This window comes from Kitasatospora sp. NPDC101235 (genome assembly GCF_044767505.1).
Classification (GTDB): domain Bacteria; phylum Actinomycetota; class Actinomycetes; order Streptomycetales; family Streptomycetaceae; genus Kitasatospora.
The window spans coordinates 202,586-218,137 of record NZ_JBIWNZ010000003.1; the positions used below are offsets into that span (position 1 = coordinate 202,586).

The 15,552-nt window shown below is 69.3% G+C and carries 13 protein-coding genes; 4 read left to right on the top strand and 9 right to left on the bottom strand.

Annotated elements, in window-relative coordinates; genetic code table 11:
- Positions 1-71: 71 nt before the first annotated feature.
- The 3 genes from rfbA to ACIRRH_RS07075 all read left to right on the top strand — a co-directional run bounded on the left by rfbA (position 72) and on the right by ACIRRH_RS07075 (position 2,945).
- Positions 72-947, top strand: coding sequence for a glucose-1-phosphate thymidylyltransferase RfbA (gene rfbA / locus ACIRRH_RS07065; protein WP_403062860.1), 876 nt, complete (start codon positions 72-74; stop codon positions 945-947).
- Positions 944-1,543, top strand: a complete 600-nt coding sequence (locus ACIRRH_RS07070) for a dTDP-4-dehydrorhamnose 3,5-epimerase family protein (protein WP_403062863.1) — start codon at positions 944-946, stop codon at positions 1,541-1,543. Before rfbA ends, ACIRRH_RS07070 begins: the two co-directional genes overlap by 4 nt.
- A gap of 118 nt (positions 1,544-1,661) precedes the next feature.
- Positions 1,662-2,945 carry an acyltransferase family protein gene (locus tag ACIRRH_RS07075; RefSeq protein WP_403062866.1) on the top strand — a complete coding sequence of 428 codons (1,284 nt, stop codon included), beginning with the start codon at positions 1,662-1,664 and terminating at the stop codon, positions 2,943-2,945.
- 42 nt (positions 2,946-2,987) lie between these two features.
- Here the strand turns inward: ACIRRH_RS07075 and ACIRRH_RS07080 are convergent, their stop codons facing one another.
- The 9 genes from ACIRRH_RS07080 to ACIRRH_RS07120 form a co-directional block, all read right to left on the bottom strand.
- The gene (locus ACIRRH_RS07080; RefSeq protein WP_363380916.1) at positions 2,988-3,440 is read right to left on the bottom strand and encodes a GtrA family protein; all 453 of its coding nucleotides are present in this window, start codon (positions 3,438-3,440) and stop codon (positions 2,988-2,990) included.
- A gap of 27 nt (positions 3,441-3,467) precedes the next feature.
- Complete coding sequence (locus ACIRRH_RS07085; RefSeq protein ID WP_403062869.1) at positions 3,468-5,888, bottom strand: hypothetical protein; 2,421 nt, start codon at positions 5,886-5,888, stop codon at positions 3,468-3,470.
- A 102-nt stretch (positions 5,889-5,990) separates the two neighbouring features.
- A complete protein-coding gene (locus ACIRRH_RS07090) occupies positions 5,991-6,941 on the bottom strand; it encodes a glycosyltransferase (RefSeq protein ID WP_403062872.1) in 951 nt (316 codons plus the stop codon).
- 354 nt (positions 6,942-7,295) lie between these two features.
- The gene (gene tuf, locus ACIRRH_RS07095; protein ID WP_403062875.1) at positions 7,296-8,489 is read right to left on the bottom strand and encodes an elongation factor Tu; all 1,194 of its coding nucleotides are present in this window, start codon (positions 8,487-8,489) and stop codon (positions 7,296-7,298) included.
- Between the two features lie 200 nt (positions 8,490-8,689).
- A complete protein-coding gene (fusA, locus tag ACIRRH_RS07100) occupies positions 8,690-10,795 on the bottom strand; it encodes an elongation factor G (protein WP_403062878.1) in 2,106 nt (701 codons plus the stop codon).
- A gap of 39 nt (positions 10,796-10,834) precedes the next feature.
- Positions 10,835-11,305: a 30S ribosomal protein S7 gene (gene rpsG / locus ACIRRH_RS07105; RefSeq protein ID WP_030232420.1), complete on the bottom strand. Its 471-nt coding sequence runs from the start codon at positions 11,303-11,305 to the stop codon at positions 10,835-10,837.
- A gap of 2 nt (positions 11,306-11,307) precedes the next feature.
- Positions 11,308-11,679: a 30S ribosomal protein S12 gene (gene rpsL, locus ACIRRH_RS07110; RefSeq protein ID WP_014144289.1), complete on the bottom strand. Its 372-nt coding sequence runs from the start codon at positions 11,677-11,679 to the stop codon at positions 11,308-11,310.
- A 377-nt stretch (positions 11,680-12,056) separates the two neighbouring features.
- Positions 12,057-13,658: a DUF2142 domain-containing protein gene (locus ACIRRH_RS07115; protein ID WP_403062881.1), complete on the bottom strand. Its 1,602-nt coding sequence runs from the start codon at positions 13,656-13,658 to the stop codon at positions 12,057-12,059.
- 182 nt (positions 13,659-13,840) lie between these two features.
- Entirely contained in the window at positions 13,841-14,404 is a 564-nt protein-coding gene (locus ACIRRH_RS07120) for a DUF1707 and DUF4190 domain-containing protein (protein ID WP_403062884.1), read from the bottom strand.
- A 260-nt stretch (positions 14,405-14,664) separates the two neighbouring features.
- Between ACIRRH_RS07120 and ACIRRH_RS07125 the strand changes: the two genes are divergently transcribed.
- The gene (locus tag ACIRRH_RS07125) at positions 14,665-15,486 is read left to right on the top strand and encodes an ABC transporter ATP-binding protein (RefSeq protein ID WP_403062887.1); all 822 of its coding nucleotides are present in this window, start codon (positions 14,665-14,667) and stop codon (positions 15,484-15,486) included.
- Positions 15,487-15,552: the final 66 nt, after the last annotated feature.

The following is a 15,552-nucleotide window of genomic DNA, read 5'->3' on the forward strand; positions in this document are numbered from 1 at the left end:
GTCTACCGTCGCCCGAACACCCTCCCGACCCGGCCCCTCCCGCGTCCACCGATCTCGAATAGGGTGCACCCATGCGTGGAATCCTCCTGGCCGGCGGCACCGGCTCGCGGCTGTGGCCCCTGACCCGTGCGGTGTCGAAGCAGCTCCTGCCGGTCTTCGACAAGCCGATGATCTACTACCCCCTCTCGACCCTCGTGATGGCCGGGATGAGCGAAATCCTGATCATCACCACCCCGAACGACCGGGACCAGTTCGAGCGGCTGCTGGGCGACGGTTCGCAGTTCGGCCTGAAGCTCCAGTACGCCGTCCAGGAGAAGCCCGAGGGCATCGCCCAGGCCTTCGTGCTCGGCGCGGACTTCATCGGCGACGAGCCGGTGGCCCTGATCCTCGGCGACAACATCTTCCACGGCAGCGGCCTGGGCACCTCGCTCACCGAGCACTCCGACATCAAGGGCGGCCGGGTCTTCGCCTACCCGGTGGCCGACCCGACCGCGTACGGCGTGGTCGAGTTCGACGAGACCGGCCAGGTCATCTCCATCGAGGAGAAGCCGGCCGAGCCCAAGTCCCGTTACGCCGTCCCCGGGCTGTACTTCTACGACAACCGGGTCGTGGAGATCGCCCGCACCCTGGAGCCGAGCGCCCGCGGCGAGCTGGAGATCACCGCCGTCAACGACGCCTACCTGCGCACCGGCGACCTGCACGTGACGACCCTCGACCGCGGCACCGCCTGGCTGGACACCGGCACGTTCGTGTCGATGGTCCAGGCCTCGGAGTTCGTCCGGGTCATCGAGGAGCGCCAGGGCTTCAAGATCGGCTGCATCGAGGAGGCCGTCTGGCGGGCCGGGCTGATCGACGACGCCCAGCTGCGCGAGCTCGCCGAGCCGCTGCTGAAGAGCGGCTACGGCCAGTACCTGCTGGACCTGCTCGACGAGGCGGCCGCCAAGTGAAGTTCCGTGAGCTCTCCATCGAGGGCGCCTTCGAGATCACCCCGCAGGTGCACGGCGACGCCCGCGGCCACTTCACCGAGTGGTACCGCTTCGACCGCCTCGCCGAGGTCGTCGGCCACCCGCTGAACCTGGCCCAGGCCAACCTGTCGCTCTCCGCCAAGGACGTCGTCCGCGGCATCCACTTCGCCGACGTCCCGCCCGGCCAGGCCAAGTACGTGGCCTGCACCCGCGGCGCGGTGCTGGACGTGATCGTGGACCTGCGCGTCGGCTCGCCCGGCTTCGGCACGTGGGAGTTCGTCCGACTGGACGACACCGAGCGCAAGGCCGTCTACATCCCCGAGGGCCTCGGCCACGGCTTCTGCGCCCTCACCGACGACGCCACGCTGACCTACCTCTGCTCGGCGACGTACAACCCGACCGGCGAGCACGGCGTGCACCCGCTGGACCCGGAGCTCGGCATCGAATGGCCGACCGACGCCCCGCAGCTCTCGGCCCGCGACGCGGTGGCGCCCTCCCTCTCGGAGGCCCTCGCCACCGGCCTGCTCCCGGACTACCAGGCCTGCAAGGCCTACACGGACTCGCTGAAGCAGCAGTAGCCACGCGAGGCCGACCGAGGGGACGTGCGCGCAGGCGCACACGTCCCCTCAGTCATACTTCCTGCCACCTCCCAGGCCCCTTCTCAGGCCGCTCCCAGCCGGCCGGATCGGACGGACCATGACCCACCAAGCGGGACCCTCACGCGGCATACGCGAAGGCGCCGACACCCGGCGCCCCGCGTGGCTGAGGGGAGGCAGTCTGTCCGGCCGCCAGAACAGCTTCGGCGCGATCCGGACGGCCCTCGCGGTAGCCGTCGTCTACTCCCACGCCTATCCGCTCGGGTGGGGCCGGCCCGCTCCGCTCTCCCAGTTCAGCGGCGGCCAGATCGACCTCGGCCGGCTCGCGGTGGTCGGCTTCTTCGCGCTCTCCGGCTTCATGATCACCGGCAGTGCGATGCGCAGCACGATCGGCCGGTACTCCTGGCACCGCGCCCTGCGCATCCTGCCCGGGCTCTGGGTCTCGCTCCTGGTCAGCGTCCTGGTGGTGGCGCCCGCCCTGTACTACCGGACCCACCACTCGCTCACCGGTTACTGGTCGCACCCGGCCGGGCCGCTGCACTACCTGGCGGGTGCCTGGAACGCCTCGTTCACCAACGGGTGGGACATCTCGAACGTGGTCGCCGACGGCGTCGCGGCCGGCACCAACCACGACCCCGGGATCAACGGCTCCCTCTGGTCGCTCGACTACGAGATGCTCTGCTACATCATGATGGGCCTGCTGGCCGCCGGCGGCGTGCTGCTGCGCGCGAAGAAGGCGGTGCCGCTGCTGACCCTGGTGGTCTGGATCCTGATGCTCTGGGACTGGCGGGCGACCCCCGGCTACGTCAACATCCCCAACAGCATGGGCCACTTCCTGCACGTGCCGGTCTTCGGCCAGATCTACGTGCAGTACTTCGTCTACCTGGGGTTCGTCTTCCTGCTCGGCGCCACGGTGCAGCTGTACAAGGACCGGATCCCGATGAACGCCGGGCTCGCGCTGCTGTCGGTCGCCGTGCTCGTCGCCAGCCTGCACTACGGCGGGCTCTTCGTGTTCGGCTACCCGGCCTTCGCGTACCTGCTCTTCTGGCTGGCGGTCCGGCTGCCCGTGCCGTTCCAGCGGATCGGCGTCAAGCGGGACCTCTCGTACGGCATCTACATCTACGGCTTCACCGTCGAACAGGTCGTCGCCGCACTCGGCTACAACGCACACGGCATGCGGGTCTACCTCCCGCTGTCGCTCGCCGGGACGGTCGTCCTCGCCGCGCTCTCCTGGTACCTGGTCGAGAAGCCCGCGCTGAAGGCGAAGGACTGGACGCCGCGACCGGTACGCGCCCTGGCCGAGCGCCGGGCCCGCGGGGTCGCGGTCCCCGGGACGGCCGAGCCGGCCGGGGAACCGGCGAGGTCCGCGGTCCCCGCACCCTGATCACGCGGCGCCCGGCCCGGCACACGGTGGCCCGGTTCGTCCTCAGTGGGTCCTGAAGACCCACACCTTGAGGAGGACGAACCGGGCCACCGTCGCGAGGCCGTTGGCCACGACCAGGCCGGCGACCTCGACCACCCGCGAAGCGTTCGGCGCGAGCAGGGCGAGCAGGGCGAGCGCGCCGCTGCTCAGGCCCAGACCGATCAGGAAGGCGACGGCGCCCTGCAGCTGGTGGCGCACCGCGCCCTCCGAGCCGGTGATGCCGAAGGTGAAGCGCCGGTTGGCGGCGGTGTTGGCGACCGCGCTCACCGCCAGGGCGATCAGGTTGGCCGCCTGCTGGTCGACGACCTGGCGGGCCACCACGTACAGGCCGAGGTAGAAGAGCGTGCTGAGCACGCCGATGACCAGGAACGACGGAAGCTGCCGCTTGGCGGTGCCGGCCGGGGAAACCGCCCGGCCGTCGGGTGCCGGTACCGGCACGTTGTCGGTGGAGACCATGGTTTGCCCACTGCTTCGTTCGTCGGGTCAGGAGAGCTCGTAGACGGCCACCCGGCCGTTGTCGAACACCGGCTTGGCGAGGTTCCTGAGCTGCGGCGACTCGGCGCCCGCCATCCGCTGGACCACCAGGTAGCGGACCTTGTGGTCGTCGTGCAGCCGACGCAGGATGTCCGGCGTCGGCGCGTAGAACGCGGCCTCGTTGAGGTTGAACAGCTCGGTGTCCCAGAACGGCGCCACGGCGGCCGCCGCCCCGCCCGCGGTGGCCATCAGCCTCGGTGCGTACGCCCAGCCCTCGACGAGGACCGAGCGCTCCGAATAGCCGCTGAGCCACTGCGAACGGTAGTTGTCGCACGCCGTGCCGTACACGTAGTTGTTGTACTCCCAGCAGTGGCTGTTCGTCGCCAGGACGTCCGAAGGGGCACTGTGCGAGCGGATCCAGCGTGCGGCGTTCACCTGGCTCGCCGGCATCACCCAGCTGCCCTGCCACAGGAACTCCTGGGACTGGAGGGCGTCGAGGGCGAGGCTCGGGGTGCCGAGCGTCAGTCCGGCGGTGAGCAGGACGATCCCGCCCCGGCGCCGCAGGCCGCGCGCCGCCCGGGAGAACAGCCACCAGAGCAGCCCCAGGAGGCCCGCCAGCACCGCGAACGCGGCCGCCACGCTCAGCGCCGGCAGCAGTGGCGTGTACGGCTCGGTGCCCGTGGCGTCCTCGGTGTGCGCGCCCAGGAAGGTCGCGAGGTCCGCCGAGTACCGGTACGAGAGCCAGGTGAACAGCCCGGTCAGGGCCGCCGCGCCGACGGCCAGGGCGGCCTTGCCGACCCTGGGCAGCGCCGCACGTTCGAAGGCCTCGCAGTACCCCCAGGCGGACAGCACCACCCCGAAGGGCATCGCGGAGATGGTGAAGTAACTGGCGTTGTAACCGTTGACCATCAGGTAGGCCGCCGGTCCGGCGACCACCCCGCCGAGCAGGAACCACTGCGCCGGTTCCAGTCGGAACCGACGCCGCCACAGCAGCGGCACGGCGCCCAGCAACTTGATCTGGTGGTTCAGGAAGAAGGCGATCAGGACCGCCACGACCACACCGCTCTGGAGCAGCACGGGCCTGCCGTCCAGCGGTTCGGCCCAGTACTTCTCGATGTTGCCGAAGGGAATGACTTCCAGACCGTAGCTCTCGAAGTCGAAGATCGCCGCGGTCGCGAAGAGCTGGGCGCCCGCGATGACCGCCCCCAGCCCGACGATCGTCCAGGGGATGCGCCGGGTCCTGATCAGGACTGCCAGGCCGGCGACGGCCAGGCCCGCGAGGGCCACCGGGAGGGTGCTCGCCTTGGCCGCGCTGGAGGCGGTCGCGAACAACGCCGTCAGGACGAAGACGCCCCGCCCGAAGCCCGGCGCGCGGGACCTCCCGTCCGCGTCGCCCGGGCCGGCGACCCGGCGGAGCCCGTCGGCGACCACGCCGACCAACGCGATCAGCAGCGGCTGGCTGTAGGCCAGCGACATGCTCGACCAGGACATCAGCCGCACAGCCGGCGCACCGAAGGTCCAGGACATCACGTTGTTCGGGTAGATCGCGGTGAACTCGCCGACCGCGAAGAGCAGCAGCGCGGCCAGCGGGCCGGCCCACGCCCGACTGGTGATCCGGTGGGCCACCACCGCCATGATCAGCACACCGAGCGCGGCGAACGCGGGAACGAGCAGCCTGGTCTCGACCACCGGCAGGTCGATGTGGCCGACCATGCTGGTCATCGCCATGTGGGAGAACGTGAACCAGTGGTAGTGGAGCGGTTCCCCCGCCACCTGCGGCACGGTCAGCGGCACGTGCTGCTTGGCGTTGGCCGCCAGCGACAGCATGTACGGCATGTCGCCGAACAGCCGCGACTGCTCGTCGACCGCCAGGACCGGGAACTTCGACAGGAAGACCTGGAAGTAGTACAGGCCGGTCAGGCCCACCACCGCGGCCAGCGACCAGGACCAGGCGAGGGACGGCCGCCGGTAACCGCCGGAGCGCCAGTGCCGGCGCAGGCCCGGGACGAGCGCGAACGGGATCACCACCGCGAGCGGCCAGGCAACGGCCACCGACTGGAGGCCCGAACGGACGAGGACCGCCCAGGCCCCCAGCTCCAGCACCAGCCCGGTCACCGCGCCGAAGGCCAGGTCCTCCATCAGGGTGTGCGGACGTCTGCGCAGGGCCCGGAAGACCAGGGTGCCGGGCAGCACCACGCCCCAGGCCGCGTAGAAGGTGTACCGGGCGATGTCGCCGACCCTGGTGTCCGCGGCCAGCAGCAGCCCCACCAGGAGCAGGTACGCCGAGACCGCGGGCAGGAACCGCCAGAAGGCGTGGGCCCTGGATCCCGTGTCCGCCGCGCCGCCGGACGGCCCGCCGGACGGCGCCGGGACCCCCGGATGTCCTCCGGTGGCCGGCGCCGATCCGGTCGCGGTGCTGTTCGTTTGCATGGTGTCCGTTCTCTCGTCCGAGCTCACAACTCGCAGCTCGCAGCACGGCAGCCTGGCGGAGGCCGACGGCGGTCCGCCGACCGGCGTCGGAGCGACTCCGGGTCAGCCGGCGTAGGAGGCGCTGCGGCGAGCCGTCGCGGGGTCGGGCCCCTCCGCCGAGTCGTAGCCGACGAAGTAGGCCGGCCGGGCCTGCGCCGCCGAGTAGATGCGGCCGACGTACTCGCCCAGCAGACCGATGCAGACGAGCTGGACGGCGCCGAGGAACAGCATGCCCATGAACAGCGAGGACCAGCCGGGGACGGTCTTGCCGAGCGCGTACTCGACCACGGTGTAGACGCCGAGGGCGAAGCAGAGCAGGAAGCTCAGCAGGCCGAGCCAGGTGGCGAGCCGCAGCGGGCTCGCGGAGAAGTTGGTGATGCTGTCGACGGCGAGGCGGATCATCTTGGACAGCGGGTAGTGGGTCGAACCGGCGACCCGCTCCTCGCGCACGTAGACGACCTCGCCGCTGGGGAAGCCGAGCCACGGCACCAGCAGCCGGTAGACCGGCTGGTGCTCGGGCATCGCCTTGAGCGCGTCCACCGCGGCACGGCTGAGCAGACGGAAGTCTCCGGCCTGGTTCGGCATCTTCTTGCCGACGAGCCTGCGCATCAGCCAGTAGTAGGCGCCCGCGGTGCGGCGCTTGAAGATCGTGTCGGTGCCGCGGTCGCCGCGCACGCCGTAGACGATGTCGAGGTTCCGCTCCCGCGCGAGCGAGAGCATCTCGGGGATCTTCTCCGGCGGGTCCTGGAGGTCGGCGTCGATGGAGACGACGTAGTCGCCGAAGGCGCGGTGGATGCCGGCGGTGAGCGCGGCCTGGTGCCCGGAGTTGCGGGCGAAGCGGACGATCCGGAACTCCGGCCAGTCCTGGTGGATCTTCTGCATCAGTACCGGGGTGGCATCCGTGCTTCCGTCGTCGATGCCGACCACTTCGTACGTGATCCCCAGCCCGTCGAGGATCGGGCGCAGGCGCTGCACCGTCAGCGGCAGTGCCTCCTGCTCGTTGTAGATCGGCATGACGACTGACAACAGCGGCGCCGGCTCCCCGGCCGACCCAACTCCCTGATCTCCTGCGTTGAGCATCCTTCTTCGCCTGTCCCCATGTGATCCGAAAGCGGTCGGAAGGCATGGACCGCCGGGTCGACCCCACCGGCCGGAATCCTCCTCCCTCCGCACCCGGAGCGTCGCGGGCAGCAGCGAGGGAGAGCCAATGAGCGGCAGGATAGCAGTCCGGTCCAGCCTCACTCTCCACGGGCCTGTTACCCGATCGCCGTCGATTCGATATCCCGACACGCCGAAGGGCCCCGCACACCGGGGTGTGCGGGGCCCTTCGGACTGAGCCTGTACGAGGCAGGCAGGTCAGAGCATCAATTACTTGATGATCTTGGTGACCTGGCCGGCGCCGACGGTGCGGCCACCCTCACGGATGGCGAACTTCAGGCCCTCCTCCATGGCGATCGGCTGGATCAGCGCGACGGTCATGGCGGTGTTGTCGCCCGGCATGACCATCTCGGTGCCCTCGGGGAGGGTCACGACGCCGGTCACGTCCGTGGTACGGAAGTAGAACTGCGGGCGGTAGTTGTTGAAGAACGGGGTGTGGCGGCCACCCTCGTCCTTCGACAGGATGTAGGCCTGGGCCTCGAAGTCGGTGTGCGGGGTGACCGAACCCGGCTTGATGATGACCTGGCCGCGCTCGACGTCCTCGCGCTTGATGCCACGGAGGAGCAGACCGACGTTCTCACCGGCCTGGCCCTCGTCGAGCAGCTTGCGGAACATCTCGATGCCGGTGACCGTGGTGGTGGTCTTCTCCTGCTTGATGCCGATGATGTCGACGGTCTCGTTGACCTTCAGGATGCCACGCTCGATACGACCGGTGACGACGGTGCCACGACCGGTGATCGTGAAGACGTCCTCGATCGGCATCAGGAACGGCTGGTCCACGGCGCGGGCCGGGGTGGGGATGTTCTCGTCGACGGCCTTCATCAGGCCGAGGAGCTTCTGGCCCCACTCGGCGTCGCCCTCCAGCGCCTTCAGCGCGGAGACGCGGACGACCGGCAGGTCGTCGCCCGGGAACTCGTACTCGCTGAGGAGCTCACGGACCTCGAGCTCGACGAGCTCCAGGATCTCCTCGTCGTCCACCATGTCGGCCTTGTTCAGGGCGACGACGATGTACGGAACGCCGACCTGGCGGGCCAGGAGCACGTGCTCCTTGGTCTGCGGCATCGGGCCGTCGGTGGCGGCGACCACCAGGATGGCGCCGTCCATCTGGGCGGCACCGGTGATCATGTTCTTGATGTAGTCAGCGTGACCCGGGCAGTCGACGTGCGCGTAGTGACGGTCCTCGGTCTGGTACTCGACGTGCGCGATCGAGATGGTGATACCGCGCTGACGCTCCTCCGGGGCCTTGTCGATCTGGTCGAACGGCGTGAAGGGGTTCAGGTCCGGGTACGCGTCGTGCAGCACCTTGGTGATGGCCGCAGTCAGCGTGGTCTTGCCGTGGTCGATGTGACCGATGGTGCCGATGTTGACGTGGGGCTTCGTCCGCTCGAACTTCGCCTTCGCCACTGAGTCCTCCTGAGGACAGTTCCTGTACGCCGTGGTGACGTCAGTTGGTCTTGATCGGTTTTGGTGCGGGTTGTCCGCAGGACACCCCGTGCCGTCCCGCTGGTAGGGGGGGCCGGAGGCCCCGGGAGGATCCGACCGGATCCTCCCGGGTTGCCTCCTAATAGCCTAAAGGCTTCGCTATCGTCCCGAATATCGGGACGTCACTCGCCCTTGGCCTTGGCGATGATGTCGTCCGCCACGTTCTTCGGAACCTCGGCGTACGAGTCGAACTGCATCGAGTAGCTCGCGCGACCAGAGGTCTTGCTGCGCAGGTCACCGACGTAGCCGAACATCTCGGAGAGGGGCACCAGCGCCGTGACGACGCGGGCACCGTGACGCTCGTCCATGGACCGGATCTGGCCACGGCGAGAGTTGATGTCGCCGATCACGTCGCCCATGTAGTCCTCGGGCGTGGTGACCTCGACGGCCATCATCGGCTCGAGGAGGACCGGCTTGGCCTTCCTCGCGCCTTCCTTGAAGGCCATCGAACCGGCGATCTTGAACGCGAGCTCGGAGGAGTCGACGTCGTGCGACTGGCCGTCCAGCAGGCTCACGCGGACACCCTGGAGCGGGTAGCCGGCGAGGACACCGAACTCCATGGCCTCCTGGCAACCGGCGTCGACCGACGGGATGTACTCGCGCGGAACGCGGCCACCGGTGACCTTGTTGACGAACTCGTAGCCCTCGGCCTGCTCGAGCGGCTCGATCGCGATCTGCACCTTGGCGAACTGACCGGAACCACCGGTCTGCTTCTTGTGGGTGTAGTCGATGCGCTCGACCGCCTGGCGGATGGTCTCGCGGTACGCGACCTGCGGCTTGCCGACGTTGGCCTCGACCTTGAACTCACGGCGCATACGGTCGACGAGCACCTCGAGGTGCAGCTCGCCCATACCCGCGATGATGGTCTGGCCGGTCTCCTCGTCCGTGTTGACCTGGAAGGACGGGTCCTCCTCGGCGAGACGCTGGATGGCGACACCCAGCTTCTCCTGGTCACCCTTGGACTTGGGCTCGATGGCGACGCGGATGACCGGGGCCGGGAAGTCCATGGACTCCAGGATGACCGGGTTCTTCTCGTCGGCCAGCGTCTCACCGGTGGTGGTCTGCTTCAGGCCCATGACGGCGACGATGTCGCCGGCGCCCACCGACTCGATCTCCTCACGCTTGTTCGCGTGCATGCGGTAGATCTTGCCGATGCGCTCCTTCTTGCCCTTCACGGCGTTCAGCACCGAGGTGCCGGACTCCAGGCGGCCGGAGTAGATCCGGACGAAGGTGAGCTTGCCCAGGTGCGGGTCGGACATGATCTTGAACGCCAGCGCGGACAGCGGCTCGTCGTCCGACGCCTTGCGGGAGATCTTGGTGTCCGGGTCGTTGGGCTTGGTGCCCTCGATGGACTCGATGTCCAGCGGCGACGGCAGGTACTTGACGACCGCGTCGAGCAGGGGCTGAACGCCCTTGTTCTTGAAGGCGGTACCGCAGAAGATCGGGGTGAAGTCCGAGTTCAGGGTGCCCTTGCGGATCGCGTCCTGCAGCAGCTCGACCGGGATCTCCTCGCCCTCGAGGGCGAGCTCCATGATCTCGTCGCTGACGTTCGAGACGGTGTCGATCAGCGCCTCGCGGTACTCCGCGGCCTGCTCCTGCAGCTCGGCCGGGATGTCGACGACGTCGTACATCTCGCCCTTGGCGGCCTCGGCGGACCAGACCAGAGCCTTCATGCGGACCAGGTCGACAACGCCCTGGAAGTCCGACTCGGCACCGATCGGGAGCTGCATGACCAGCGGGGTGGCGCCGAGGCGGTCCACGATGGTCTGCACGCAGAAGAAGAAGTTCGCGCCCGTGCGGTCCAGCTTGTTGATGAAGCAGATGCGCGGGACGCCGTAGCGGTCAGCCTGCCGCCACACGGTCTCGGACTGGGGCTCGACACCAGCGACACCGTCGAACACCGTCACGGCACCGTCGAGGACGCGCAGCGAACGCTCCACCTCGACGGTGAAGTCGACGTGACCCGGGGTGTCGATGATGTTGATGGTGTTGTCGACGTCGTCGACCGTCCAGTGACAGGTCGTCGCGGCCGACGTGATCGTGATGCCGCGCTCCTGCTCCTGCTCCATCCAGTCCATGGTGGCAGCGCCATCGTGGACCTCACCGATCTTGTACGAGACACCGGTGTAGAACAGGATCCGCTCGGTGGTGGTGGTCTTGCCCGCGTCGATGTGCGCCATGATCCCGATGTTGCGGACCCTGGCGAGGTCAAGGGAGGTTGCAGCCATGGTGGCTCGTTCTCTCTCTGTCTAGTGACGGGGTACGGACTACCAGCGGTAGTGCGCGAAGGCCTTGTTGGACTCGGCCATCTTGTGGGTGTCCTCGCGACGCTTCACGGAAGCGCCCAGGCCGTTGCTGGCGTCGAGGATCTCGTTCATCAGGCGCTCGGTCATGGTCTTCTCGCGACGGGCGCGGGAGTAACCGACCATCCAGCGCAGCGCCAGGGTGCTGGCGCGGCCCGGACGGACCTCGACCGGAACCTGGTAGGTCGCGCCACCGACACGGCGGGACTTGACCTCGAGGGCCGGCTTGACGTTCTCCAGCGCGCGCTTCAGCGTGACGACCGGGTCCGAGCCGGTCTTGTCGCGGACGCCCTCGAGGGCGCCGTAGACGATCCGCTCGGCGGTGGAGCGCTTGCCGTGCAGCAGGATCTTGTTGACCAGCTGGGTGACGACCGGGGAGCCGTAAACCGGGTCGATGATGACCGGGCGCTTCGGGGCGGGGCCCTTACGAGGCATTCTTACTTCTCCTTCTTGGCGCCGTAGCGGCTGCGGGCCTGCTTGCGGTTCTTGACACCCTGGGTGTCAAGCGAACCGCGGATGATCTTGTAGCGGACACCAGGAAGGTCCTTCACACGACCACCGCGCACCAGCACGATGGAGTGCTCCTGCAGGTTGTGGCCCTCGCCCGGGATGTAAGCGGTGACCTCGATCCCGCTGGTGAGGCGCACACGGGCGACCTTGCGGAGAGCCGAGTTCGGCTTCTTCGGGGTGGTCGTGTACACACGCGTGCAGACCCCACGGCGCTGCGGGGAGCCCTTCAGCGCGGGAGTCTTGTTCTTCTCGACCTTGTCCTGCCGGCCCTTTCGGACCAGCTGCTGGATCGTAGGCACCGTTTCTCCGTTTTCTGTGTGCCAAGGCTTGGTGGAACTAACCTGCGGCGTCTCCCTCGCACACGGCCCCGTGGTCGACCCACGCGGTCGGGTGTGTTGGGCTTGTTACGACACGGAATCCCATGAGCTGATGTACAGCGACGGCGCTCTACGCGCGGCGCGCTGGGAAGCGCTCCGGCTCGGCGCGGCGACCGGTGTGCATGCACGCACAAGGACCCGGGGACACCCCAGGCACAAGGTCAGAGCGTACCTAGCGCATCGGGCGCGGTCAAAACAAATGCAACGCCGCAGGTCGCGGGGCTTGGACTCGAAACGGGACGGGAACCGACGCGGGCGGCGCCCATACCATGGCCGAGAACCCCCCGCACCGCGAAACCTTACGCCTGCACACGAACAGCGGCGAGCTGGGCGCTCCCACCGTCGTCACCGTCCTCGGAGGGCCCGGCCGGCGACGCGTCCTGCTGCCGGTCCGCCCCCTGCCTGTCCGGCACGGCGACGAGCAGCCCCAGCGCCACCACGGCCACCGCGTACACCAGCACGCAGGGCTGCCAGCCCACCGGCGGCGACCAGTGGGCCGGGCTGATGAAGAACGAGCCACCGTTGCTGACCGTCATGCGGCGCAGCGCCCAGAAGAACCCCGCGAAGTCGGCCACGGCGAGCGCGCCGGAGCAGAGCATCAGCAGCCGGCGCCAGGCGAAACCGCCCGGCAGCCGCTCGTGGCAGACCGCGGCGCAGACGATCGGCAGCCCGACGGCGAACGGCAGCAGGTAGCGGCCCTGCCAGATCATGCCGAGCTCCCGCGCCTGCATGGCCTGGGCCACCAGCGGTATGACGACGATCCCGGCGAGGACCCCCAGGACGGCCAGTGCGTCCCGACGCCGCGCGTAGCAGAGCGCGAGCAGCACCAGGGCGACCACCACGCCGCTCCACAGCAGCAGCGTCGCGGCCGGCGGCTCGGCGTCCAGCCAGCCGAAGTAACCGATCATCTGCTTGATGTACGTCAGACCGTTGTCGAAGGTCTTACGAGCCGCGGCCAGCGGAGTGAGATTACTGTTGAAGACCGAGTGGTCAGGGTGGGTCGAGGACCAGAGGAGGGCCAGGCCGGCCGTGACCAGGGCCACACCGCCCCAGACCCAGGTCGTCCGGTGACGCAGGACCGCGCGCAGCGCGTCCCTGCTTCCGAGCAGCAGGGCGAAGAAGACCGCCCCGGGCAACCAGATCAGGCCCAGCGGCCGGATGCTGATCAGCACCACCGCACCGATGCCGAGCCGGGCAAGGCGGCGGTTCAGGAGTTCCGGGTCCGGGTTCATCAGCAGCGCCACGGCAGCGCTCCAGACCAGGATGCTCGCGGCGATCTCCGGGCCGTTCGGGTTGACCACACCGAACATGAACAGTGACATCGGGGTGGTGGCCGCCACCACCCCGAACAGGGTGAAGGAACGCCGACGCCACTCCGCCGCCGTGACCACCGCACTCGCCGCCAGGGCGGAGCAGATCGCGGCCGACATCAGGCGCATCAGGTAGAAGGCCGTCTTGCCCGGGAGCAGCAGGCTGGGCCAGCCGACGGCGAAGTAGTACGCCGGGTGGTAGCGGCCCGCCGACGTGGTCACCTCGGCCGTCCCGGGGCTGTGCTTGAGCGCGGGTGCGCAGTCGGCCGACTGCCAGGGCTTGAAGGCGTAGCAGAGATGGGTCTCCGCCAGGTCCTCGTAGATCCGCGGGAGCTCGACCCCGCTCTCGGCCCAGTGGCCTTTGATCCCGCCGACCTCGTGCGGGACCATGACCTCGGTGCCGTTGACCTGGCCCCGCGCGACCGCGGCCGCCCGGATGAGGTGCGCGGGTTCGTCCGGCGCGCCGCCGATCGGAGTCGCCAGCGCCCAGGACGCACTCAGCGCGAACAGGATCGCGAACGCGCCCGCCCACAGCCGCCGGGGCGAGGACGCGAGCCGCTCGGCGATGCTCTTGACGGCAGTGATCATCATTTGGAAATGGGCCTTCGGGGTCGGTCCGAACTCGGCGTGCGGCACCCATGGCCGGGCGTGGTGGGTGCTCGCGTCGACGAGATGCAACAGGCAGCGTCAGCCATGGACGAGAAGACCGTACCGAACGGAGCCCCGAGGGACTAATGGCGCCCTCCCGATGACGGTCCGTGAGTCGGGCAGGTTCAGTGCGCTCCGGCGACGGCGGCGACGGTACCCAGCATGATCATCAAGGTCCAGAGCGCAGTGCCCGCATAGCCGACGACCAGACCGGCGACGGCCGCCCAGTCACCGTTCATGTCGCGGCGGCGGATCTGTGACCGGGCGATGTGGCCGGTGATCACGGCGGGCAGGGAGAAGCCGAACACTCCGAGCGCCAGCGAGGTGACCGCGAGCACATTGACGGGTCGGGGCGCAGGCGGAGGGGGCTGGAGGAAGGTCGCCGGGATGGGCTGCACGGCGACCGGCGGCACCGCCATCGGTCCGGAGGGCAGGTCGGCCACCAGCGCGGCCAGCTGGCCGTAGGTCTGCGAAGCGGCCACCGCCTCGTGGCGCTGCTCGTACTCCTGGGCGGAGAGCCGCCCCTCGGCGAACGCAGCCTTGAGCACGTCGATCGTCCGGTCCCGGTCCGCGTGGCCCGCCCGCATCACGGCCTGCGACGCCGCCGCGGGCGCGGGCTGCCGGTCCCCCGCCGGCCACTTGCCGGGCGGATTGCCGGAACCAGGCTCGCCCCATGGTTGTACGGACATCCGCCACCTCCCGGTAGCGCGGCATCCCCGCGCACGTCACTGCTTCCTCATGGTGCAGGACGAACAGCCGAGCTGAGTAGTTGCCAAATCGGGCCGGCAGCCGCCGGGATGCGGATGCCGGCCCGGCGTGCCTCACCCGTTCGGCGGGCACACTCAGGGGATGCTCAACTCGGGCGACAGCCTGTTCGAGCAGTGACAGGCTGGCCCCGAGAAACCCTCCACCAGGACTTTTCACCACTACGAGAGCAGAGAAGGCCGCCATGCAGGCGTCAGCGCCGCCGTCCTCCGACCTCCCCGGGCCGGGAACCCCGTCCGCCGTCAGCATCCAGGGGCTCTGGAAGCACTTCGGCGCCCAAGCCGCCGTGGCCGGGCTGAGCCTGGAGCTGCCGGCCGGGGCGTTCATCGGCCTGGTCGGGCCGAACGGCGCCGGCAAGACGACCACGCTGTCGATGGTCACCGGGCTGCTCCGGCCCGACCAGGGCACCGTCCTGGTGCACGGCAGCGACGTGTGGGCGGACCCGGTCACGGTCAAGGCCCGGATCGGCATCCTGCCCGAGGGCCTGCGGATGTTCGAGCGGCTCAGCGGGCGCGAGCTGCTCCAGTACACCGGGCGGCTGCGCGGCCTGCCCGGCGCCGAGGTGGACCGGCGGGCCGAGGAGCTGCTGACCGTCCTGGACCTCGGCCGGGACGCCGACAAGCTGGTCGCCGACTACTCCACCGGCATGCGCAAGAAGATCGGTCTGGCCGCCGCGCTGCTGCACAACCCCGACGTGCTGTTCCTGGACGAGCCCTTCGAGGGCGTCGACCCGGTCTCCGCCCAGACCATCCGCGGCGTGCTCAAGCGGTACGCGGCGGCCGGTTCCACGGTGGTCTTCTCCAGCCACGTGATGGAGCTGGTCGAGCAGCTCTGCGACTGGGTCGCGGTGGTCAACGCCGGCCGGGTGATAGCCCAGGGTCCGCTGGACTCCGTACGGGGCGGGCGCAGCCTGCACGAGGCCTTCCTGGACCTGATCGGCGTGCGCGAGGACGACGGGCAGGCGCTCGGCTGGCTCGGCGGCGGGCAGGCCGGGGGCGCACGGTGAGCGAGCGGAGCGAGGTCACCGTCGAAAGGTGCGTGCGGGCGAATGCCCCTGCCGAGCGGAGCGAGG